Origin of the sequence: Polaromonas aquatica (assembly GCF_042659145.1) — a bacterium.
Classification (GTDB): domain Bacteria; phylum Pseudomonadota; class Gammaproteobacteria; order Burkholderiales; family Burkholderiaceae_C; genus Polaromonas; species Polaromonas aquatica.
The window spans coordinates 16,151-38,298 of record NZ_JBHSRS010000077.1; the positions used below are offsets into that span (position 1 = coordinate 16,151).

The window sequence follows — 22,148 nt, forward strand, 5'->3', positions numbered from 1 at the left end:
GCGGAGCCAGTCCCGCGGCCCCTGCTTGAAGGTGCGGGGAGGTCCTTTGCTGCGTTTGGTGCCACCACGTTCGTCCGTTGTATGTGCAGGGCACTTTGCGGCGCTTGTCGAGTCGGACTGCCATGACTGAACTGCGCAATGTGGAAGCCGACCTGTCGCGCTTTCGTGCGCGGGTTCTGGTGGCGAGCCTGGCTGTGCTGCTGGGTTTTGGCTTGTTGGCGGGCCGGCTGGTTTACCTGCAGGTGTATCGCCATGACGACCTGAGCGAGCAGGCTGAAAGCAACCGCACGGCCGTGGTGCCCATCGTGCCGAATCGCGGCCTGATCCTGGACCGCAACGGTGTGGTGCTGGCCACCAACTATTCGGCCTATACGCTGGAGATCACGCCGTCCAAGGCGGGCAACCTGGAGGAGACCATCGCCGCGCTTGAAAAGGTGGTTGACATCCAGCCGCGCGACAAACGCCGTTTCAAGCGCCTGCGCGAAGAGTCCAAGAACTTTGAATCCCTGCCCATACGCACGCGTTTGACGGATGAGGAGGTCGCCCGTTTTGCGGCGCAGCGTTTCCGTTTTCCCGGGGTGGACATCAAGGCCAGGCTGTTCCGCAGCTATCCGTATGGCGAACTGGGAAGCCATGTGGTGGGTTACATAGGCCGCATCAACCGGGCCGAAAAGGAAATGATCGAGGACAGTGATGACGAGGGCAACTACCGCGGCACCGACTACATCGGCAAGCTCGGGGTGGAGCAGGCGTTTGAGCAGCAATTGCACGGCACGACCGGCGTCGAACAGGTTGAAACTTCCGCCGGTGGGCGTGCCGTGCGCAAACTGGCCACCAACCCGGCGACTCCTGGCCACACCGTGATGCTGTCGCTGGATATCAAGCTGCAGAAGCTGGTGGAGGACATGTTCGGCGAGCGGCGCGGCGCGCTGGTGGCGCTGGACCCCAAGACCGGCGACGTGCTGGCCTTTGTGAGCAAACCGACTTTTGATCCCAACCTGTTTGTGGATGGCATAGACACTGAAAGCTGGGAAGCGCTCAACGAGTCTATAGACAAGCCCCTGCTCAACCGTGCCCTGCGCGGCACCTACCCGCCGGGCTCGACCTACAAGCCCTTCATGGCCCTGGCGGCGCTGCAGACCGAGAGCCGTTCACCCACGGCGCTGGTCAACGACCCGGGTTTTTACATGTTCGGCGGACGCCGCTTTGGCAGCCCGGAGAACGAGCGCGGCGGCATCATGGACATGAACCGCGCCATCGTTGAATCCAGCAACGTGTATTTTTATTCGCTGGCCAACGACATGGGCGTGGACAAGATCCACGATTTCATGAAACCGCTGGGCTTTGGCCAGATCACGGGCATTGACATCAACGGCGAGGTTCGCGGCATCCTGCCCAGCCAGGAGTGGAAGCGCAATTACTTTAAGAAACCCGAGCAGAAAAAATGGTTTGCCGGTGAAACCATCTCGCTGGGTATTGGCCAGGGCTACAACAGCTTCACCATGCTGCAGCTGGCACAGGCCACGGCCGTGCTGGCCAACAACGGCGTCAAACACAAGCCGCGCCTCGTCATCGGTACGCAGGATTCGGTCACGCGCGTGATGCACCCGCTGCCGCTCGCGCCCGCAGAAGACCTGGGCTACAAACCCGAGAACGTGGCCCTGGTGCGCAAGGCCCTGGTGGGTGTGACTCAGGGCGGCACCTCTACCCGGGTCTTCGCTGGCGCGGGTTATATAAGCGGCGGCAAAACCGGGACGGCCCAGGCCGTGACCATGGCTGCAAAAGGCAAATACAACAGCGCCAGGATGGAAGAGCACCAGCGTGACCACGCGGTGTACATGGCCATGGCGCCGGCCGACGACCCAAAAATTGCGCTGGCCGTCATTGTCGAAAACGCCGGTTGGGGCGCGGGCGCCGCCGCACCGATAGCGCGCCGGGTGTTTGACTACATGCTGACGGGCCTCTACCCCAGCGAGGAAGACCTTGCCGCTGTGCAAAAAGGGCAGGCCGGTGCGCCTATAGGCAAGCAGCGCCGTGCGGCCGACATGGCAGCCCAGTTCACACCGGTCAACGGTGTGGCGGGTGCGGCTGATGCCGGCAAGACGCAGGCCACAGCGGCGCCGGTGGCCAGCCCTGCAGTGGCACCGGCCGTCCCTCGCCGTACGCGGTAAGACCCGGATTGCCTCCCCGGGTCGCGGTGTGCGACCGGCTCGCCGCGCTTATTTCATGAACGCGTCAAACCCGGTCTTGAGAATCAGCGCACTGACGACAAGGATAAACACCAGGCGTACAAAACCTGCACCGTGCTTGAGCGCCAGCCGTGTCCCCAGCAGGCTGCCCACCACATTGGCGACGGCCATGGTCAGCGCAAAATGCCACCAGACATGCCCTTTGTATGCGAACAGTGCCAGCGCGGCCAGGTTGGTTGCGGTGTTGAGCAGTTTGGCCGAGGCCGAGGCGTTCAGGAAGTCGTAGCCCAGCCAGCGTACAAACAAAAACACAAAAAAGCTGCCCGTGCCGGGGCCAAAAAAACCGTCGTAGAAACCCAGCACCAGCCCGATGCAGCAGGCCGCCAGTGTTTCGGCCATGCCGCTAAAGCGCGGCGTATGGTGGCGGCCCATGTCTTTTTTGACGACGGTGTAGATCAGCACGGCCACCAGCACAAACGGCAAGGCCTTGCGCAGGAAGCCGGCGGATATGACGGTGACCAGCCAGGCGCCAGCCAGCGAGCCGGCAAAACCTGCCGCAGCAGCCGGCAGCAGCGCCGACCAGCGCAGGTCCACGCGGCGGGAGTACTGGACGGTCGCGACAGCCGTGCCCCAGATCGATGCGCCCTTGTTGACACCGAACAGGGTTGCCGGGTGGGTGGTGGGGAAAACCGCAAACAGCGCAGGCACCAGGATCAGGCCGCCGCCGCCCACAATCGAGTCCACAAAACCGGCCAGCAACGAGGCGATGGAGACAATCAGCAATTCCATGGCTGTGATTGTCTCATCGCGCAGGCGCTACTGGTTGCTATTGTTTTGGTAGCTGACTGCGCAGGTGGAACGGCGGCCAGCGGCCAATTCCATCAATACTTTCAGCAATGGAGCAGCGCCAGGGGTAAAAAACGACAGGCATAAAAAAAGCGCTGGGGTTACCAGCGCTTTTGCAAAACAACATCTTTTGGAATGTTTGTCCGCGTGTAATCATTCTTGCTTTGTCTCGTGTCTCCTCGGCTCCTCGCTTTGCGAGCAGCTAGGCTCGTCGGCAAGACCACCAATGTAGCCTGCGCACCCGGATAGTGCATTGGGGATTTCCCGCCCCCGGGCCTATACCCGAGAAGCCTTGGGGGGTTATGGCCGCCGGGGGATGGCCTGTCCTTCTGGCGGTCTTCAACTGCTGATGAGCGAATCGGCGGACCGCTAGCCCTGAAGCACCGGGCTTTCGCGTAAAGCCCCCGGCGCCAGGCCTTCCAGCGTGTAGGGGCCTATGGCGGCGCGTATCAGCCGTAGCGTCGGAAACCCCACGGCCGCCGTCATGCGCCGTACCTGGCGGTTGCGGCCTTCGCGTATGCCGAGTTCTATCCAGGCCGTCGGGATGGACTGGCGAAACCGCACCGGCGGATTGCGCTCCCACAGCGAGGGCGGCATGGCCATCAGGCGGGCACTGGCCGGTCGGGTCATGCCGTCGTTGAGCTGCACGCCGCGGCGCAAGGCTTGCAGCGCAGCCTCGTCGGGCAGGCCCTCGACCTGCACCCAGTAGACCTTTTCCATCTTGAAGCGCGGGTCGGCAATCCGCGCCTGCAGCTGGCCGTCGTTCGTCAGCAGCAACAGGCCTTCGCTGTCGGCATCGAGCCGCCCGGCCACATAAATGTCGGGAATGTCTATGAAGTCTTTCAGCCCGCGCCAGCGGCCCTCAGGCGTGAACTGGCTCAGCACGCCGTAGGGCTTGTTGAAAAGAATCAGGCGGGAGGCCGGGGGCGAATGCATGGCGGCGAAGCATAGCACCCGCCTCTTGTGCCTTTGGATCGGGGCTGGCATGGAACTGGCGCCATTGGCACGACTTATGCGTGTTGTTACCAATTGTTGGCTGATTGGAAGAAAGGCGCACGCTGTATGGCTCTCAAACGGTTCATTGCGGTAGGTCTGTGTTTCTGGATGGGGCTGGCATTCCAGCCGGCGGGTGCCCAGGCGCCCGTCAGTGTGGCCTCAACGCCGGGAACGGCTGCCAGCGCTCCTGCCCCGGCCACACCATCCTCTGACGCTGTTGTGGCGCCGCCTGCGGCTGCCGTTGCTGCAGCCGCGCCGGCAGTGACGGCTTCAGCCCCGGCCCCTGCGCCCCTGACGCAGCCAGGCCTGGTGGACGCGTCCACTCTCAACGGCGCAGACACCGCCTGGATGATGACGTCCACCGCGCTGGTGCTGCTGATGACGCTGCCCGGCATCGCCCTGTTTTATGGCGGCATGGTACGCCGCAAAAGCGTGCTCAATGCCATGGCCTGCGTCGTCGCCATCTGCGCGATCGTCAGCGTGTTGTGGTTTGCCGTGGGGTATTCAATCGCCTTCACGCCCGGTAGCGGTGCGCTGGGGCACTACATAGGCGGCGTGGACCGGCTCTGGTTTGCCGGGCTCGACTATGTAAAAGACAGCCAGAAGGTCGCCGTCAGCCATATCGCGCCCAATATCCCCGAGTCGGTTTATGCCATGTTCCAGCTCACCTTTGCCATCATCACCGCCGCGCTGGTGGTGGGTGCTTTCGTGGAGCGTATGCGCTTTTCCGCCGTGGTGATCTTCATGTCGCTGTGGACCCTGATCGTCTACGCGCCGATTGCCCACTGGGTCTGGGAGCCCAACGGCTGGCTGTCGCGCCTGGGTGTGCTGGATTTTGCCGGGGGCTCTGTGGTTCACATCAATGCCGGTGTGGCCGGCCTGGTCTGCGCCTACGTGCTCGGCCCGCGCAGGGGCTATGGCCGTGAGCCTTTTTCTCCGGTCAACCTGGGTCTGACCATGGCCGGCGCGGGCATGCTCTGGGTCGGCTGGTTTGGTTTCAACGCCGGCTCCGCCGTTGCCTCCGATGGCCGTGCGGGCCTGGCCATGGCGGTTACCCACATTGCAGCAGCAGCCGGTGCCCTGTCGTGGATGGGGGCCGAGTGGCTGGTGCGTCGCCGTCCCTCCCTGCTGGGTTTGTGTTCCGGCCTGGTGGCGGGCCTGGTCGCCATCACCCCGGCGGCAGGTTTTGTATCGCCGCGCTCGGCCTTGCTGATAGGCCTGATTGCAGGCATCGCCTGTTACTGGGGCGCGACCGGCCTCAAACGACTGCTGAATGCGGACGACTCGCTGGACGTCTTTGGTGTGCATGGCGTTGGCGGCATTGTGGGTTCCCTGCTCACGGGCGTGTTTGCCAGCAAGACCATTTCGGGCTCCGAAGGTGATGTGTTGATCCAGTTCATCGGCGCCGGTTCGGTCCTGCTTTACAGCTTCCTGATGACAGGCCTGGCCTTGTGGATCACCTCGCTGCTTGTGAGCCTGCGTGTGGGCGAAACCTCGGAGACTGATGGGCTTGATATTTCCCAGCACGCCGAACGCCTGGGTAGCTGACCCGCCAGTTCTGACTTTGGAGGACCGTCGCCATGCCTTCCAGTGAAAAAATCGCTATTGCGGCCCACCTGCATGTGCTGTTGCGCCGCAAGACGGGTCGTGTGACCGATACCGAGTGGATGGCCAGCAACCAGGAGTACGCGGCCGAGATCACCCGCTTTGCGCGGGAGAAAGCGGCCGAAGACGGGCACCCGGACCTGGCCGCCTGGGCTGACAAGCTGGAGGAAATCATGGCGACGCCGGATGCAAAACAACGCGTGCCGCTGGTCCGTATGGTGTCCGATGCGGTGAAGGACCGCAGCCTGCCGGTGGTTTCATCCGCACCGGTGCCGGACCGGCAAAGCGCCCAGTCCGTCAATACCGAAGAGGAGGTTTACCCGGAGTCGGGTTTTATCGAATCAACTTTCGGCGCGATTTTTGGCGAAGGCGATCCCAACCACCCGAAAAAGCCGCGCGATCCCAACGCACCGCGTTACGTGAAAGGTTTGCGCTGAGCGCAGGGATACCGTGCACCTGAGCAACCAAAACCCACTGACTGTGGGTTTGTTTTGGTAACAACGATTAACAAAATGTGCTGACGGCGTTTCGGCCAAAACAGTAGCATGTTTGTTTTGGATGACAGGAGCGGGGGGCTTATGCACACACGTATCTTGGCGATGCTTGCGCTGGGCATCAGTATCTCCATGGCTGCCGGTACTGCGCGTGCGCAGGCCCAGCAGCTGGTCCTGGGCATCAGTGAGGGAACCTCGGGCGGGCTGGACCACGCGCAGGTAATTGCCAAGTACCAGGGCCTGGCGGAAGTCATAGGCCGGGCGATGAAATCCAAGGTCAGTGTCGTGTTTGCGCGCGAGTTCAGGCAGCTTGAAGAAGGCATGCAGACGGGCCGCTTCGACTTTGTGATGGCCAGGCCCAGCGACTATCCGGCCCGCGGCATGCGCGACTATGGCTACAGCTACATTGCCAGCACCAAGCCCGATGGCCAGTGCTTCATCATTGTTCCCAAGGGCTCGGCCCTGAAGACCATCAACGACGTGAAGGGCCAGCGCATCGCCCTGCCGGAACAGGTCGCCTACATGTCGCGCTTCTGCGCCGCCGAGCTCCGGGACAAGGGCATCCTGATAGGCAAGGAAAACGTGCAGTTTGTCCGTGAGCAGGCGGCCGTCGGTTTTTACCTGGACAACAGGTTTGCCGACGTGGGCGGCGTGGCTTCCTATTCGGGCATCGCCAAAAAATGGGAAAAGGACGGCGGCCGCATCCTGCACAAGAGTGTGTCGCAACCTTACTTCCCCCTGGTCGCCAACAAGAGGGTAAAGCCGGAGCAGCTCAAGGCCATACAGCTAGAGTTGCTGGCATTGCCGGACAGCGAAGCCGGCAAGGAGCTGCTCAAACGGATTGGCGTTGAGCAATTTGATACAACTTCAGAGCCACGCATGCGCGAGTTGCTCAAGTGGCTGAATCTCTGATCGCCTGATCGCACGCCACCGGATCCATTCCGGCCTTCTGGCGGGTTCCGTCCGTCACCGCCCTAGGGGTATGTACTGAAGGAAAAGTGCTTTTACCTCGTTGTAATGGTTATTACATATAACCATAATCAGCCCTATCGGAAAGCGCCACATGACCAACAAAGATCTCCACTTCGAAATGCGCGGCGATATTGCCGTGATCCGCCTGTCACGCCCCGCCAAGCGCAATGCGCTGGGCGACGCCCTGATCCTTGCCCTGCGGGACCAGCTTGAAAACCTGCCCGGGGAGGCCAGGGCTGCCGTGCTTTGCGGCGAAGGCGAGCACTTCTGCGCCGGCCTGGACCTGAGTGAACTCAAGGAGCGCGATGCCGGCCAGGGCCTGCACCACTCGCGCATGTGGCATGCCGCGCTTGAGCGCGTGCAGTACGGCCCGGTGCCCGTGATTGCCGCCCTGCACGGTGCGGTGGTTGGCGGTGGCCTGGAACTGGCGAGCGCCTGCCACATACGTGTTGCAGACGAAAGCACCTTTTACGCCTTGCCCGAGGGTTCGCGCGGCATTTTTGTGGGCGGCGGCGGTGCGGTACGCATCCCGCGCCTGATAGGCGCCGCGCGCATGACGGACATGATGCTGACCGGCCGCGTCTACAACGCGCAGGACGGCGAGCGCATAGGCCTCGCGCAATACCTGGTGCCTCAGGGCGAAGCTTTTGACAAGGCGCTGGAACTGGCCCAGCGTGTTGCGCAAAACGCGCCGCTGACCAACTACGCGCTGATGCACGCGCTGCCGCGCATTGCCGAGCAGCCGGCAGACCAGGGCTTTTTCACCGAGGCCCTGATGGCTGCTGTGGCGCAAAGCGCGCCCGAGGCCAAAAGCCGAGTGAAGGCCTTTCTGGAAGGCAAGGCCGCCAAGGTCAAAAAAGCCTGATTGCCAATCCTGCAAACCCGACAGCCAACACTGACCCGAACCGGACCATGAGCACGACCATGAATGCTGCGACAGCTGCGCCTGCCACCGCGCCTTCACCCAAATACCGGCCCCTGGCCTTTGGTGTGACGCGCATTGCCCTGGGCGCCGGACAGAACGGGTGCCGTTACATCGAAGCCGACCAGGCACTGGCGGCTTACGCCGCACGCATGACGGACCGCTTTTTGCACTGGGCGCAAACCACCCCGGCGCACAGCTTCCTGGCGCGCCGCCGCAAGCTTGCAGATGGCAGCCTGGGCGACTGGCAACACCTGAGTTACGGCCAGGCGCTGGCGGCCGCGCGTGCGCTGGGGCAGGCCCTGCTGGACCGCGGCCTGAATGCTGAACGCCCGGTGGTGATCCTGAGCGAGAACAGCCTGGAACACGCCAAGATGGCAATGGCCTGCATCTACGCAGGCATCCCTTATTGCCCCGCATCGCCAGCCTACAGCCTGATGGGTGGCGACTACGGCAAGTTGCGGCACATCCTCAAGACACTGACACCCGGCCTTGTATTTGCCACCGATGCGGCGCGTTACGGCAAGGCTATCCAGACGACGGTGGGGCATGACGTTGAAGTCGTGCTCCATGAGGGCGCGCTGGAGGACCGGGCCACAAGCTCGTTTGATGCGCTGCTGCAGACCGTGGCCACACCGCAGGTCGATGTTGCCATGCAGGCCACGGGCCCGGACACCATTGTCAAATTCCTTTTTACCTCGGGCTCGACCAAGCTGCCCAAGGCCGTGATCAACACACATCGCATGTGGTGCGCTAACCAGCAGCAGATGCGCCAGTCCATGCCGGTGCTGGCGGAGCAGGCTGAAACTGGCGGGCCGGTGCTGGTCGACTGGCTGCCCTGGAACCATACCTTCGGCGGCAACCACAACGTCGGCCTGACGATTTACAACGGCGGCACGCTTTACATCGACGACGGCAAACCCACGCCTGCCCTGATGGGCGAGACCCTGCGCAACCTGCGTGAAGTCGCACCAACCCTGTACTTCAATGTGCCTACCGGCTTTGAGGCAATTGCCAACGCCATGCAGACCGATGCACAGCTGCGCAAGACGCTGCTGTCGAAAGTGCGCATGTTTTTCTACTCGGGTGCCGGGCTCGCGCAACCCATCTGGGACAGCCTGCATGCCACGCAGGAGGCCGAGATCGGCGAACGGATCGTCATGGGCACAGGCCTGGGCATGACGGAGTCCGCGCCCTTTGCCGTGTTTGTCACCAGCCCGAATGTCAAGGCCGGCGACATCGGCGTGCCGGCGCCCGGCATACAGCTCAAGCTGGTGCCGACCGGCGGCAAGACCGAGGTGCGTTACCGCGGCCCCAACGTCACGCCAGGCTACTGGCGCTCGCCCGAGGCCACGCAGGAAGCCTTCGACGAAGAAGGTTTTTTCTGCACCGGCGACGCGGTCAAATTCATCAATGATGCCGACATTCACCAGGGCCTGAAGTTCGACGGCCGCATTGCCGAGGATTTCAAGCTGGCCACAGGGACCTTTGTCAGTGTCGGGCCGCTGCGCGCCAAAATCATTGCGGCGGGTGCGCCCTATGTGCAGGACGTGGTGTTGACCGGCATCAACCTCAATGAGGTCGGTGCGCTGGTATTCCCCACACCCGCCGTGCGTGTGCTGGCCGGGCTCGACCCGGATGTGCCGCTGCGGCAGGCGCTGGACAGCGCGCCGGTCATGGCGCACTTCCAGAAAGTGCTGGATGAACTCGCTGCGGCTTCCACCGGCAGCGCCAACCGCATAGCGCGCCTGCACCTGATGCACGAGCCGCCTTCACTCGACAAGGGCGAAGTCACCGACAAGGGCTCCATCAACCAGCGTGCTGTGCTGATGCACCGCGAGGCGCTGGTGAGCGGGCTGCACGACGGCACGGCGCAACCCATTCTTAAACCCGCACACTGAAGTTCACACCATGCAAGCCAAAGGATTTTTCTCCGCGTTCAAGGACATCTGGATCATCGACGGCGTGCGCACGCCCATGGTTGATTACTGCGGTGCCCTCGGCCATATTTCACCGACCGACCTGGGCATCAAGGCCGCGCGCGGTGCGCTGCAACGCGCCGGTGTCAGCGCCGGCGACATCGATTCCGTGATTGCCGGCAACATGGCGCCCGGCGACTTTGACCAGTTCATGGTGCCGCGTCATATCGGCCTGTATGCAGGTGTGCCGGTGGAGGTGCCGGCCATCATGGTGCAGCGCATCTGCGGTACAGGGTTTGAATTGTTCCGCCAGGCCGGTGAGCAAATCCAGAGTGGCGCTGCCGACGTGGCGCTGGTGGTGGGCGCGGAAAGCATGACACGCAACCCGATCGCGGCCTTTGACCACCGCACCGGCTTCAAGCTGGGTGCGCCCGTGGGGTTCAAGGACTTCATGTGGGAAGCGCTCAAGGACTCGGCCGCCGGCATCAACATGATCCAGACGGCCGAAAACCTGGCCAAAAAATACGGCATCACACGCGAGCAGGTGGACGAGTTTGCATCCCACTCTTTTGCCAAGGCGGTTGCGGCGCAGGCGTCAGGCTTTCATGCCGGCGAGATCGTGCCTGTGGTCACCGAGAAGTTCGAGCTCGCGGGTTACGCATCACGCGGCATACGGCTGCAGGGCAAGCTCACCGAAGTGGCGCAGGACACCCATGCGCGCCTTTCGCCGGTGGAGGTGCTCGCCAGGCTCAAACCCGTTTATGAAGGCGGCGTGCAGACCGGCGGCAACAGTTCGGCGCTGGTCGATGCCGCTGCCGCTGCCGTTGTGGCCTCGGGCAGCTACGTCAAGGCCCATGCAAAGAAGCCGCTGGCCCGCGTAGTGGCCGCCGCAGTCGTGGGTGTGCCGCCCGAAATCATGGGCATAGGCCCGGCACCGGCGATCCGCCTGCTGCTGCAGCGCTGCGGCCTGACGCTGGACCAGATCGGCCGTTTTGAGATCAACGAGGCACAGGGCGCGCAGACCCTGGCCGTGGCGCGCGAGCTGGGGCTGGACATGACGCGGCTCAACGTCAACGGCGGCGCCATTGCACTGGGCCATCCGCTGGCCGCAACGGGTGTGCGCCTGACCATCACGGTGGCGCGCGAAATGCATCGCGCCGGTATGCGTTACGGCATCTCGTCGGCCTGTGTGGGCGGCGGCCAGGGCATTGCCCTGCTGCTTGAAAACCCGGAAATCAACTGACATGAAGCCCTTTTTGAGAATAAAAATGGCCCGTAGCCAAGCAGGAATGCGCGCAACCAGCTATCAAAACAGTAGCAATATTGCATGCTGCCATGACACGGGGGAAATCCAGCCGTGAGCAAAACCGTTGTCTACGAAGTCCCGGTAACCTTTGGTGATTGCGATCCGGCCGGGATTGTTTTTTTTCCGAATTTCTCAAGGTGGATGGATGCCTCGTCGCTGAATTTTTTTGTCAAGTGCGGCGTGCCGCCCTGGCGTGAACTGGTCAAGACCACCGGCATCATCGGCACGCCGTTGCTTGAAATCAACACCAAGTTCAGCCGGCCCGCCGTCTACGGCGAAATGCTGCAAATCCACACCAGCGTGGACGAGTGGCGCGACAAGGTGTTTGTGCAGCGCCATGTCGTGAAACGCGGAGATGACCTGATTTGCGAGGGCACCGAAGTGCGCGCCTTCTGCATGCGGGTACCGGGTGATCCGGACCGCATCAAGGCGATTCCGGTACCGGAGGATATCCGGGTCCTGTGCAGCTGATTTTTCCGTTCCCGTTCATAAAACCCATAGGAGACAAAGCATGAAAATCGTAAAGACCCTTCTCGCCACAGCTGCTGCCATGCTGATGGCCGGCGCTGCGCACGCGGACCTCACGATAGGCGTCAGCCTGCCGTTGACCGGGCCAGCGTCCGGGCTCGGCATCCCGATGAAAAACCAGCTCGCGCTCTGGCCACAAACCGTTGCCGGCGAAAAACTCAAGGTCATCGTGCTCGACGACGCAACCGACCCGACCAACGGCGTCAAGAACGCCCGCCGTTTTGTGACCGAAGACAAGGTCGACCTGATCCTCGGCTCTGCTGCCACGCCGGTGGCGATTGCAATGGCGGAAGTGGCTGCCGAAGGCCAGACGCCGCAACTGATAGCCTCGCCCGCACAGTTGCCGCCCGGCAAGGACACCTGGAGTTTCCGCTTGCCGCAATCGAACGCGGTCATGTCCCATGCCGTGGTGGAACACATGAAAAAGCAGGGCGTCAAGACCGTCGGCTTCCTGGGGTACACCGATGCCTACGGCGAAGGCTGGCTGAAAGACTTCACCCCGATTGCCGAGAAAGCCGGCATCAAGGTGGTGGCCACCGAGCGCTTTGCCCGTACCGACACCAGCGTGACTGCGCAGGCCCTGAAGCTGGTTTCCGCGAACCCCGATGCGATGCTGATCGTGGCCTCCGGCAGCGGTGCAGCCATGCCGGAAATGGCCGTGGTCGAGCGCGGCTTCAAAGGCAAGATCTACCAGACCCATGCAGCCGCAACCAAGGACCTGATGCGCGTGGGCGGCAAGGCGGTGGAGGGCACCTACGTGGTGTCCGGTCCGGTGATTGCACCCGAGCAACTGCCTGAGAGCCACCCTTCGAAAAAGCTGGCGATGGACTTTGTGCAGAAGTACGAAAAAGTTTATGGCGCAGGCAGCCGCAACCAGTTTGCCGGTCACTCGTATGACGCCCTGATCGTGCTTGAGAAAGCCGTGCCGCTGGCGATGAAAAAAGCCAAACCCGGCACAAAGGAATTCCGCATCGCCTTGCGTGATGCGATCGAAACCATGGGCCGCACCAACTTCGCCCACGGCGTCATGAACTGGACCAGGGACGACCACTGGGGTTACACCAATGAGACCGGCGTGATTGTCAAGGTGGTCAACGGCGACTGGAAAATGGAGTAATCCCGGGTCCAGATCATCCGTGCACTTTGTCGGCTTCGCATTCACGAATGATGTGGATGCGGGGCAAGCAATTTTTTGCATGACACACGGGGCGGCTTGAAAAAGCCGTCCCGCATGCGGGCTTTATTTTTCCTCTACCAGGGTTTCCGAACATGGATTCATCGATCGCCAGCATCCTGCTGCTGGACGGCCTGACCAACGGCGCGATTTACGCGCTGCTGGGGCTGGCCACCGTGCTGGTGTTCACGGTCACGCGGGTCATCTTTATCCCGCAGGGTGAGTTCGTGGCCTATGGTGCGTTGACGCTGGCCATTTTGCAGACCGGCAAGGTGCCCGGAACGGTCTGGCTGCTGTTGATCCTGGCGGGCGTTGCCGCGTTGATGGACATGCGCAGCGCCTGGCTGCGGCATCGCCGCCTGCCGCTGGCGCTGAAGGCCGGCCTCAAGACCTTTGTCGCCCCGGCGTTGCTGGCAGGGTTGACGGCCTGGGCCGCACCGCATCAATTTCCGCTGGGCGTGCAGGCCCTGTTGAGTGTGGTGCTGGTGACTGCGTTCGGCCCGCTGGTTTACCGTGTGGCCTACCAGTCGCTGGCCGATGCAACACCGCTGGTGCTGCTGATTGTTTCCGTCGGCGTGCACTTTGCCATGACGGGTCTGGGCCTGCTGTTTTTTGGCGCCGAGGGTTTTCGCAACCAGTCCTTCTGGGAACTGCGCCTGGCTCTGGGCCCGGTCACGCTGTCGGGCCAGGCCATCATTATTTTTGCGGCCTCGCTGGCGCTGATCACCTTGCTCTGGCTGTTTTTTGAGCGCTCGCTGCTGGGCAAGGCCTTGCGCGCCACCGCCGTGAACCGGCTGGGCGCGCGGCTTATGGGGATTTCGTCGCAGACCTCAGGGCAACTGACGTTTGCCATGGCCGCCCTGATAGGTGCCTTGTCGGGCCTGCTGATAGGCCCGACCACCACGGTGTTTTACGACTCAGGTTTCCTCATTGGCCTCAAAGGTTTTGTGGCCGCCGTGATCGCCGGGCTGTCCAGCTACCCGGGGGCGCTGTTCGGGGCCCTGTTTGTCGGTGTCATCGAGGCCTTCGGCTCCTTCTGGGCCAGCGCCTTCAAGGAGGTGATCGTGTTTACCCTGATCCTGCCGGTGCTGCTGTGGCGCTCCCTGCGCAGCGGCCCTTCGGACGAGGAGCACTGACATGCTGCTGGCACGACGTTATGGCTTGCTGGCGCTGGTGATCGTACTGGCCGTCATCGCAGTGGCACCGCTGCCCGATTTCTGGATCACCCAGCTCAACTACATAGGCCTGTACAGCCTGGTGTGCCTGGGCCTGGTGTTGTTGACCGGGATCGCCGGGCTGACCTCGTTTGGCCAGGCGGCGTTTGTCGGCATAGGCGCCTACGCCACTGCCTGGGTCACACTCAATACCGGCCTGTCGCCGTGGCTGGGACTGCTGGCCGGCCTGGCCATCACCGGCGTGTCGGCGCTGATTGTTGGCGGCATCACCTTGCGCATGTCGGGCCATTACCTGCCGCTGGCCACCATTGCCTGGGGCCTGTCGCTGTATTACCTCATGAGCAACCTTGATGCGCTGGGAAAATACGACGGCCTGCTGGGTGTGCCTGGCCTGTCCCTGTTCGGCATGGAGGTCGGGCAGGGCCGCGGCTTTTTTGCGCTGACCTGGTTCATCGTGGTGCTGGCCGCGCTGGCCGTCATCCGCCTGCTGGACTCGCGCCCGGGTCGCGCCATGCGCGCGCTGCGCACCGGGACACAAATGGCCGAAGCCATGGGCGTGAACACGCTGCGCTACAAGATCGTTATCTTCATCATTGCCGCGCTGCTGGCCTCTGTCTCGGGCTGGCTGTATGCGCATTACCAGCACTCGGTCAACCCCTCGCCATTTGGCCTGAAGATGGGCATCGAGTACCTGTTCATGACGGTGGTCGGCGGTGTGGGTTATGTCTGGGGCGCCATCACCGGCGCGCTGCTGACCAAGCTGCTGGAGGACCAGTTGCAGGTATTGCTGCCCTGGCTGATAGGCACCAGCGGCAGTTATGAAATCATCGTGTTTGGCATGGTGCTGGTCATTGTTCTCAAGTACCTGCCCAGCGGCTTGTGGTCCCTGGTCGAGAGCCGGCTGCCGCGCCCGCCGCGCAGCATGGACTGGGCCGACGCTGCCGCACTGCCCGAACGCCGCAAGCCCGCTGCCGGTGAACTGGTTCTTGACGTGCAGTCCATACGCAAGGAATTTGGCGGCCTGGTGGCGGTGAACGACATCAGCTTCAAGCTGCATGCCGGTCAGATCCTGGGGCTGATAGGCCCGAATGGCGCAGGCAAGTCGACGACCTTCAACCTGGTCACCGGCCTGCTGCGACTGACCAGCGGCAAGGTGGTTTTTTGCGGTGAAACCATCAGCGGGCAGCGCTCGCGCGAGATCGCGCGACGGGGTATCTCGCGCACCTTCCAGCATGTGCGCATGATTCCCGACATGACGGTGCTGGAGAACGTGGCGCTCGGTGCGCACCTGCGCGGCGGCAAGGGCGTGGTGTCCGCGATGACCGGCCTGAACCGCCAGGAAGAGCGGCAACTGATGCGCGAGGCACAGCGCCAGCTGGAACGTGTTGGCATGGGCGCCAGCCTGCATGAGCAGGCCGGCAACCTGGCCATGGGCCCGCAGCGCCTGATGGAAATCGCCCGTGCGCTGTGCAGCGACCCGGCCCTGCTGCTGCTGGACGAGCCGGCCGCCGGCCTGCGCCACAAGGAAAAACAGGCCCTGGCCGATGTGCTGCGCCAGCTGCGGAGCGAGGGCGTGAGCATCCTGCTGGTCGAGCACGACATGGACCTGGTCATGGACGTCTGCGACCACCTGGTGGTGATGGAGTTCGGCACCCACCTGATGGAGGGCACGCCGGCAGAGGTCCAGCAAAGCCCCGCGGTGCGTGCAGCCTACCTGGGTACGGAACATTGAGGATGACTGGCATGAACTCCCCCCTTCTTCATGTGAGCGGCCTGCGCGCCGGCTACGGCGAGGCCGAGGTGCTGCATGGCATTGAGCTGAAAGCCGACAAGGGCAGCGTGGTCACGGTCATAGGCCCGAACGGCGCAGGCAAATCCACCCTGCTCAATACCCTGATGGGCATACTGCCCGGGCGCGGCGCGATGGCATTCAATGGCGAGGACCTGGGTGCACTGACGCTGGAAGAGCGTGTCATGCTGGGCATTGCGCTGGTACCCGAAAAACGCGAACTGTTCGGCAGCATGCCGGTGGAAGACAACCTGGTGCTGGGCGGTTTCCGCCAGATGCGTTTGCGCAATGCGCAGTGGCGTGACCGCATCGATGACGTGTACCAGCTGTTTCCCCGCCTCAAGGAGCGCCGGCACCAGCTGGCCGGCACCTTGTCCGGCGGCGAACGCCAGATGCTGGCCGTCGGCCGTTCGCTGATGTCGCGCCCCAGCCTGCTGATGCTCGACGAGCCCAGCCTGGGCCTGGCACCGCTGGTGGTGCGCGAGATCTTCGGCATCATCAACGAGCTGCGCAAAACCGGTGTCACGATTGTCCTGGTCGAGCAAAATGCGCGTGCTGCGCTGGCGGTGGCGGACTACGCCTATGTGCTTGAAATGGGCGGCATCGGCCTGCACGGCCCTGCGGCGGAGCTGGCTGTTGATCCTCGCGTGATAGACACCTATCTGGGCGCGGCGCGAAAAAAAGCTGAGATCCCGGGCGCAGGTAGCATCGCTGCATGAAAGCGCCTGAAAGTCCCATTTCTGTCATCCCCGAACCTGTTCCCGCCGTGGATGAGGTAGACACTTCCTATCTTGAAACCCTGATGGGTTACAACGCCACGCGTGCTTCGCTCAAGGTGATTGAGCTATTTACCAAACGCATGGCGGTGTATGAACTCAGGCACGTGGATTTTTCCATCCTGTCGCTGATCACGCACAACCCCGGAATCACCTCGCGCCAGCTATGCGGGGTGCTCGGCATCCTGCCGCCCAACCTGGTCGGCAAGATCAGCATCATGGAAAAGCGCGAACTCGTCAGTCGCAGGCCACACCCGCAAGACGGCCGCGCCGTTGGCCTTTACCTGACCGAGACCGGCGCAAAACTGATGGCGGATGCCGAGCGCACCGCTACCGCGCTGGAAGACGACGTGACGCAGAAGTTGAGCGCCACGGAAAAAAAGACGTTGATGCGTCTTCTGCAGAAAATCTATTTGTAGGTACCTGTATTCGGGCTCCAGCAGTCCGGAACATGCTCCCGATCGCCATTAATAAGATAGCTAATTCCGACAGTGTCTATTGGCCCGAAGCCCGGTTTGATGCCTGAAAACCACCAGTGCATTCAAACCCCAGCCAGTCGCTTCAAGCCTGTCGGGTCAGGAATTTCCGCATGCCAGCCAGCCAGCGGTCAATATTGGCCACTTTGCGCTCGGCAAACCCCTGCACTTCGGGGTGCGGCAGGATCAAAAAGATTTCATCTTCCAGGCCCTTCATGACGCAGGCCGCCACTTCGTCGGGCTCCAGCAGTTTGCCAACCTTCGCAAACGCATCTGATGCAGCGTTGCCCGAGCTGATCGAGTCTTCCAGCAATTTTGTGCGCACGGCCTGCGGGCAGATCACACTGACTCTTATGCCTGCATCGCCGTGTGTGATGGACAGCCACTCGGCGAGCGCAATGGCCGCGTGTTTTGTCACCGCATAGGGCGCTGCGCCGGGGCTGGTCAGCAGGCCGGCCGCCGAACAGGTGCTGAGCAGGTAGCCGCTGCCACGTGCCAGCATGCCGGGCAGCACTGCGCGGGCCGCAAACACATGGGCCATGACGTTGATGTTCCAGGACCGCTCCCATTTGCTGTCGGGCGCATCTGCCCCGCCTTCATCGACGATGCCGGCGTTGGAGCAAAACAGGTCTACCGGCCCGAAGCGGGATTCGGCCGTTTCAACGAGCCGCTTTATGGCCGCCTCGCTTGACACATCGGCGGCCACGCCGAATGCCCGGCCACCCGCCGCAACAATATCGGCCGCCACCCGCTGTGCATCGGATTCGCTGATGTCGCTCACCAGCACACCTCGTGCGCCGGCAGCAGCCATGCGTTTTGCCAGTGCCTCGCCTATGCCATTGCCAGCACCGGTCAGCACGGCTACCTTGTTTTCCATCTTCATTGGTCTGGTCTCGGGTTGTGTCAGTGTTGGGCCGGCGGCGCAGTTTGCTCTGGCTGGGCCGGGTGGTCATAGGGATGCGAGCGGACCAGTGGCTTGCTGCAGTCCGGCGCCTGGGCGCAGGCCGCGTCCCACCAGGCGAGCAGGCGGTCTTCTGCTGCATAGTCGAAATCGTCCGGGCCGAGCCGGCCGGACAGCCCGTCGGCCAGCGGCGGCGACTTCAGCCAGTGCGCCACGGTTTCACGAATCCAGTCGGCGGGCGCCACGGCATCTTCATAGCCGAGCTGCACCCGGGCTTTTTCGTTGCTGACCAGCGAATGCCGCAGGCGCCCTGCATCCACATCCGTTGCGCGTACCCAGTTGTATTCCCCGGCCATGGGAACGGCGGAACGACCCAGGGCACAGATCGCAGCAGGGATGTCGACCGGCTGGAACGGATGGTTCATGGCGCCGCCAACCATTTCAACCCATTCGCGCAGCGTGTACTGGCGGGTGTCGGCAGCGTGGTATATCTCGCCGCCCGCGAGCTGCGGCTGGTCCAGCACCAGGCCGACCAGCCGGGCTGCGTTGGGCGATGCGCAGCGGCCTTGCAGGGCGAGGCCGGCACCCTGGTATATCCACCGGCGGCGGCCGTCCAGCACACGCCGGATCACGTGCCACTCCAGCGGAACGACGGCGTGCGGGCCGTAGACATAGGGATAGCGCACCACGGTCCCTGCGAAATCCCCGCGAGCATGGGCGGCCAGCACAACCTCTTCTGTCTGCGCAATTTTCGGTAGCAGACCCCGCAGGCCCGCGGGCGCGTGCTGCGCCGTTTCGCAGGGGAAGTCTTCACGCATGGGAACGCCCGGCTGCATGCCGACAACCGGCGTGCCGCTGATTGACACAAAGTGACCGGTGCGGTCCCGCATCGCGGCGGCCAGGTGGCGTATGCGGCCATAGGTTGCCACGGTCACGTCCCAGCGGCGGCCCGCCAGGTCGCGGTCTATGGTGGTTTCGTGGTGCGGGTCGCCATGGATGTGTTCCATGTCAGACAGTTCCGGGAGCTCATGCAGGCCCCGGTGGTAAATGGTGACCTCAAAGCCGCGGGCGCGCAGCTCTGCCGAAATGGCAATGCCCGTGGCTGCGGTGCCCCCCACCAGGAGTGCGGTTTTCATGGCGCCTTCCGGCCGGGTCTGCGGTGAACTGTCATGTGCGGTGTCTCCACTGGAGGGCCTGGCGGCCACTCTCCTGTCCGGCAGTTTGATGTAAGCTTGCGTCATTGTCAACAATAATGTTGACTTGGTGTTGGCGCTATGCGGCATCGATAAAACACCCTGTTTCATCCATAATGCACACGAGACGTCGCCGCGCACCGCGGCTTTGAGAAGTACCATAAAGACGAACATCACCATGGAAAATGGCAGCAACATTGCCCGCCGCCGCAAGTCGGCCCTGTCGGACGGCAGCGCGGACTACAAGGTCAAGCGCGATGAGATCGTCAAGGCGGCCTCCCGCCTGTTCAGGGAGCGCGGCTACAAGTCCACCACGCTGGCCCATGTCGCCGAAGTCGCCGGCGTGGACCGTGCCACGGTGTATTACTACGTCGGCAGCAAGGAGGAGCTGTTCCGCGAAGCGGTTCAGGACCTCGTCAACAAGAACGCCGCCAAGGCACAGCGCATCTTCCGGTCCAAGGAGCTCGACGCCAGGCAAAAGCTGATGCAGCTCGTCGAAGCTCTGATGTGTTCCTATGAAGAGCACTACCCGCACATGTATGTCTACATCCAGGAAGAAATGCACCAGGTCGACGGTGATACGTCGGAGTGGGCGCTGGCCATGTCGCGCCACACGCGCCGCTGGGAAACCATCTTCATGAAGCTCGTCGAGGAAGGCATGGCCGAAGGCATACTCCGCAGCGACATACCGGCCAGCATTTCGGTCAATGCCCTTTTCGGCATGCTCAACTGGACGCACCGCTGGTTCAAGCCGGGCGGCAAGCGCGGTGCGAAGGAGATTGCAGCCGGCTTTTGTGAAATCTTCTTCAACGGCATGAATCCGCAACCGGCGCGCGCCAAAAGCTAAACGGGGCTGAAAGGAGGCAGTGGCTTACCCGTCCTTATCAACTCAGGTGTTGACGAATGCCGTGCCGCCACGTATCCTGCCGCCCAACGGTAGAGTTGCGCGTGCGGTGTGTTGTGCGGCACTCAAGTCCTTAACCTAATGAAGCTGAAGAAGCGCCCGACATGTTGACATCCAGCCCCTGGACCGAGGTTTCGCCACTGGGCGACCTGCTGGTCAAAAGCGCAAGCCGCAGTCCCGACCGGGACGCACTGGTTTTCCCTGAATCACGCGCGACCTATTCGCAGTTGCTGGAGGGTGCCATGCGCGTGGCGCGCGGGCTGCTCGCGCAGGGCGTGCAGCCGGGCGAGCACGTTGGGCTGCTGGCGTCGAACAGCGTGGACTTTGTCCGGGCATTTTTCGGCATTGCGCTGATGGGCGCGGTTGTGGTGCCGCTCAACGTGCGGCACAAGTCGACCGAGCTGGCCTATATCGTGCGCAATGCAGACCTGGTGGCCGTGCTCACCGAGGCGGATGAAGACGCACACGTCAACTTTGCAGCCCTGCTGTGTGATGCGCTGCCGGGGCTGGCAGATACCCCCGCCGGTGCGGATATTGCCTTGCCCCAGGCGCCCATGCTCAGGCGTGTGGTCCTGTTGCGCGGCGCTGCCCGGCCAGGTTGCATGGCCCCGCAGGCGTTTGCGTCGGCTGCAGAAAGCGTTGCGGTCTCGCGTGTGCAGGCGCTGGGCAAGCAGGTCAGCCTGCGCGACACGGCCATCATCATCTACACCTCGGGCACCACGGCCAATCCCAAGGGCTGCATGCTCTCGCACGAGGCGCTGTCGCGCGGCCCGGTCGAGCGTGCGCAGTTCCGGCTGGCCTGCGGTGGCAACGATGTGCACTGGGGCGCCGGGCCGCTGTTTCATATCGGCTCGCTGGGGCCTGCCATAGGCGCCTGGGGTGCGGGCATGACCTACACCACCGACCTGTATTACGACGCCCCGCGCGCCCTCGCATTGATACGGGACGGCAAAGCCACCACCATCTGGCCCTGGTTTCCCGCCATCGTGCTGGGCTTGATGGAGCAACCGGGTTTTGACGCCGCAAGCCTGCCGCACCTGAAACGCATTGTGCTGATCGCTGCCGGCGCATTGGTCGAGCGCGTGCAGGCGCGTTTCCCGGGAGCAGAAATCATCCAGGGCTGCGGCATGACCGAGACCGCAGGCATCTTCGGCCTCAGCGCGCCTGACGACAGCGCGAAGGCGCGCGCCAACACACAGGGCAAGGTCTACCCCGGCATGCAGGTACGCCTGGTGGATCCGCAAACCGGTGAAGAAAGCCGGCCAGGCGAGGTCGGCGAGATCTGGGTACGCGGCTATTGCGTCATGAGCGGCTACTACAAGGACCCCGAGAAAACGGCTGCCACGCTGGATGCCGAAGGCTGGCTGCATACCGGTGACCTTTACGTCGGGACGGAAGACGGCGACCTCGTCTTTAACGGCAGGCTCAAGGACATGCTCAAGGTGGGCGGTGAAAACGTCGCCGTCGTTGAGGTGGAGTCCTACCTGAGCCAGCACCCGGCCGTGCGCATCGCCGAGGTGGTGGGCAAGCCCGACGCCCGGCTCGACGAAGTGCCGGTAGCGTTCATCGAACTGCATGAAGGCGCTGAACTCACTGCAGAGCAGCTGATCGATTTCTGCAGGGGCCGTATCGCCAACTACAAGGTTCCGCGTGAAGTTCACTTCGTGGCACCCGGCGACTGGCCCATGTCCCTGACCAAAATCGACAAGCGTGGCCTGCGCCTGCGCCTGCGCCTGTCCGAATCCGTAAATACCCCCAAGGCCTGACCAAGCCTGACGAGGCTTTACGGGGGCTCCTGCATGCTGCGCGGGCTTGTATAGCCCTTGCCATTCCTCACACGCAATGCGCGCCGGATGGCGTTTCCGGTCCCGAACCAATCAGTAGAAACCCGGATGCTTGGTGGATTGTCGCCGATATTTTCAACAGATGTGTTGACACGAATAACGGCCATGCCTATTATCAACACTCATGTTGACAAATAGG

At 62.8% G+C, this 22,148-nt stretch carries 19 protein-coding genes; 15 read left to right on the top strand and 4 right to left on the bottom strand.

Annotated features, from left to right (window positions below):
* Nucleotides 1-122 precede the first annotated feature (122 nt).
* Entirely contained in the window at nt 123-2,171 is a 2,049-nt protein-coding gene (mrdA, locus tag ACFQND_RS14325) for a penicillin-binding protein 2 (protein ID WP_371438247.1), read from the top strand.
* 48 nt (nt 2,172-2,219) lie between these two features.
* Here mrdA and ACFQND_RS14330 read toward each other — a convergent pair whose 3' ends face one another.
* Nucleotides 2,220-2,978: a sulfite exporter TauE/SafE family protein gene (locus tag ACFQND_RS14330; RefSeq protein WP_371438248.1), complete on the bottom strand. Its 759-nt coding sequence runs from the start codon at nt 2,976-2,978 to the stop codon at nt 2,220-2,222.
* Nucleotides 2,979-3,404: 426 nt separating this feature from the next.
* On the bottom strand, nt 3,405-3,971 hold the full coding sequence (locus tag ACFQND_RS14335; RefSeq protein ID WP_371438249.1) for a pseudouridine synthase: 567 nt from the start codon (nt 3,969-3,971) through the stop codon (nt 3,405-3,407).
* Nucleotides 3,972-4,097: 126 nt separating this feature from the next.
* On the opposite strand from ACFQND_RS14335, the gene ACFQND_RS14340 reads away from it, so the two are divergent.
* The 12 genes from ACFQND_RS14340 (at nt 4,098) to ACFQND_RS14395 (ending at nt 17,110) form a co-directional block, all read left to right on the top strand.
* Nucleotides 4,098-5,579, top strand: coding sequence for an ammonium transporter (locus ACFQND_RS14340; RefSeq protein ID WP_371438250.1), 1,482 nt, complete (start codon nt 4,098-4,100; stop codon nt 5,577-5,579).
* Nucleotides 5,580-5,611: 32 nt separating this feature from the next.
* A complete protein-coding gene (locus ACFQND_RS14345) occupies nt 5,612-6,073 on the top strand; it encodes a hypothetical protein (RefSeq protein WP_371438268.1) in 462 nt (153 codons plus the stop codon).
* A 141-nt stretch (nt 6,074-6,214) separates the two neighbouring features.
* A complete protein-coding gene (locus tag ACFQND_RS14350; protein ID WP_371438251.1) occupies nt 6,215-7,042 on the top strand; it encodes a phosphate/phosphite/phosphonate ABC transporter substrate-binding protein in 828 nt (275 codons plus the stop codon).
* Nucleotides 7,043-7,193: 151 nt separating this feature from the next.
* Nucleotides 7,194-7,967, top strand: a complete 774-nt coding sequence (locus ACFQND_RS14355) for a crotonase/enoyl-CoA hydratase family protein (protein WP_371438252.1) — start codon at nt 7,194-7,196, stop codon at nt 7,965-7,967.
* A 47-nt stretch (nt 7,968-8,014) separates the two neighbouring features.
* Nucleotides 8,015-9,925: a feruloyl-CoA synthase gene (locus ACFQND_RS14360; protein ID WP_371438253.1), complete on the top strand. Its 1,911-nt coding sequence runs from the start codon at nt 8,015-8,017 to the stop codon at nt 9,923-9,925.
* A 10-nt stretch (nt 9,926-9,935) separates the two neighbouring features.
* Nucleotides 9,936-11,186 (top strand): thiolase family protein, encoded by a 1,251-nt coding sequence (locus tag ACFQND_RS14365; RefSeq protein WP_371438254.1) that lies wholly within the window; start codon nt 9,936-9,938, stop codon nt 11,184-11,186.
* 114 nt (nt 11,187-11,300) lie between these two features.
* On the top strand, nt 11,301-11,720 hold the full coding sequence (locus tag ACFQND_RS14370; RefSeq protein ID WP_371438255.1) for an acyl-CoA thioesterase: 420 nt from the start codon (nt 11,301-11,303) through the stop codon (nt 11,718-11,720).
* A gap of 40 nt (nt 11,721-11,760) precedes the next feature.
* A complete protein-coding gene (locus ACFQND_RS14375) occupies nt 11,761-12,894 on the top strand; it encodes an ABC transporter substrate-binding protein (protein ID WP_371438256.1) in 1,134 nt (377 codons plus the stop codon).
* A 152-nt stretch (nt 12,895-13,046) separates the two neighbouring features.
* Nucleotides 13,047-14,087, top strand: a complete 1,041-nt coding sequence (locus ACFQND_RS14380; protein WP_371438257.1) for a branched-chain amino acid ABC transporter permease — start codon at nt 13,047-13,049, stop codon at nt 14,085-14,087.
* A gap of 1 nt (nt 14,088) precedes the next feature.
* The gene (locus tag ACFQND_RS14385; RefSeq protein WP_371438258.1) at nt 14,089-15,858 is read left to right on the top strand and encodes a branched-chain amino acid ABC transporter ATP-binding protein/permease; all 1,770 of its coding nucleotides are present in this window, start codon (nt 14,089-14,091) and stop codon (nt 15,856-15,858) included.
* 2 nt (nt 15,859-15,860) lie between these two features.
* Nucleotides 15,861-16,634 (top strand): ABC transporter ATP-binding protein, encoded by a 774-nt coding sequence (locus tag ACFQND_RS14390; protein ID WP_371438259.1) that lies wholly within the window; start codon nt 15,861-15,863, stop codon nt 16,632-16,634.
* Complete coding sequence (locus ACFQND_RS14395; RefSeq protein ID WP_371438260.1) at nt 16,631-17,110, top strand: MarR family winged helix-turn-helix transcriptional regulator; 480 nt, start codon at nt 16,631-16,633, stop codon at nt 17,108-17,110. The genes ACFQND_RS14390 and ACFQND_RS14395 overlap by 4 nt, the downstream gene beginning before the upstream one ends.
* Nucleotides 17,111-17,252: 142 nt before the next feature.
* On the opposite strand, the gene ACFQND_RS14400 is transcribed toward ACFQND_RS14395, so the two are convergent.
* Together ACFQND_RS14400 and ACFQND_RS14405 are read right to left on the bottom strand one after the other, a co-directional pair.
* Complete coding sequence (locus ACFQND_RS14400) at nt 17,253-18,050, bottom strand: SDR family oxidoreductase (protein WP_377413970.1); 798 nt, start codon at nt 18,048-18,050, stop codon at nt 17,253-17,255.
* A 20-nt stretch (nt 18,051-18,070) separates the two neighbouring features.
* The gene (locus ACFQND_RS14405; protein ID WP_371438262.1) at nt 18,071-19,204 is read right to left on the bottom strand and encodes a hypothetical protein; all 1,134 of its coding nucleotides are present in this window, start codon (nt 19,202-19,204) and stop codon (nt 18,071-18,073) included.
* Nucleotides 19,205-19,439: 235 nt separating this feature from the next.
* On the opposite strand from ACFQND_RS14405, the gene ACFQND_RS14410 reads away from it, so the two are divergent.
* Both ACFQND_RS14410 and ACFQND_RS14415 read left to right on the top strand, forming a co-directional pair.
* Nucleotides 19,440-20,108: a TetR/AcrR family transcriptional regulator gene (locus ACFQND_RS14410; protein WP_371438263.1), complete on the top strand. Its 669-nt coding sequence runs from the start codon at nt 19,440-19,442 to the stop codon at nt 20,106-20,108.
* A gap of 161 nt (nt 20,109-20,269) precedes the next feature.
* Entirely contained in the window at nt 20,270-21,931 is a 1,662-nt protein-coding gene (locus tag ACFQND_RS14415) for a class I adenylate-forming enzyme family protein (protein ID WP_371438264.1), read from the top strand.
* The last annotated feature ends 217 nt before the right edge of the window (nt 21,932-22,148 follow it).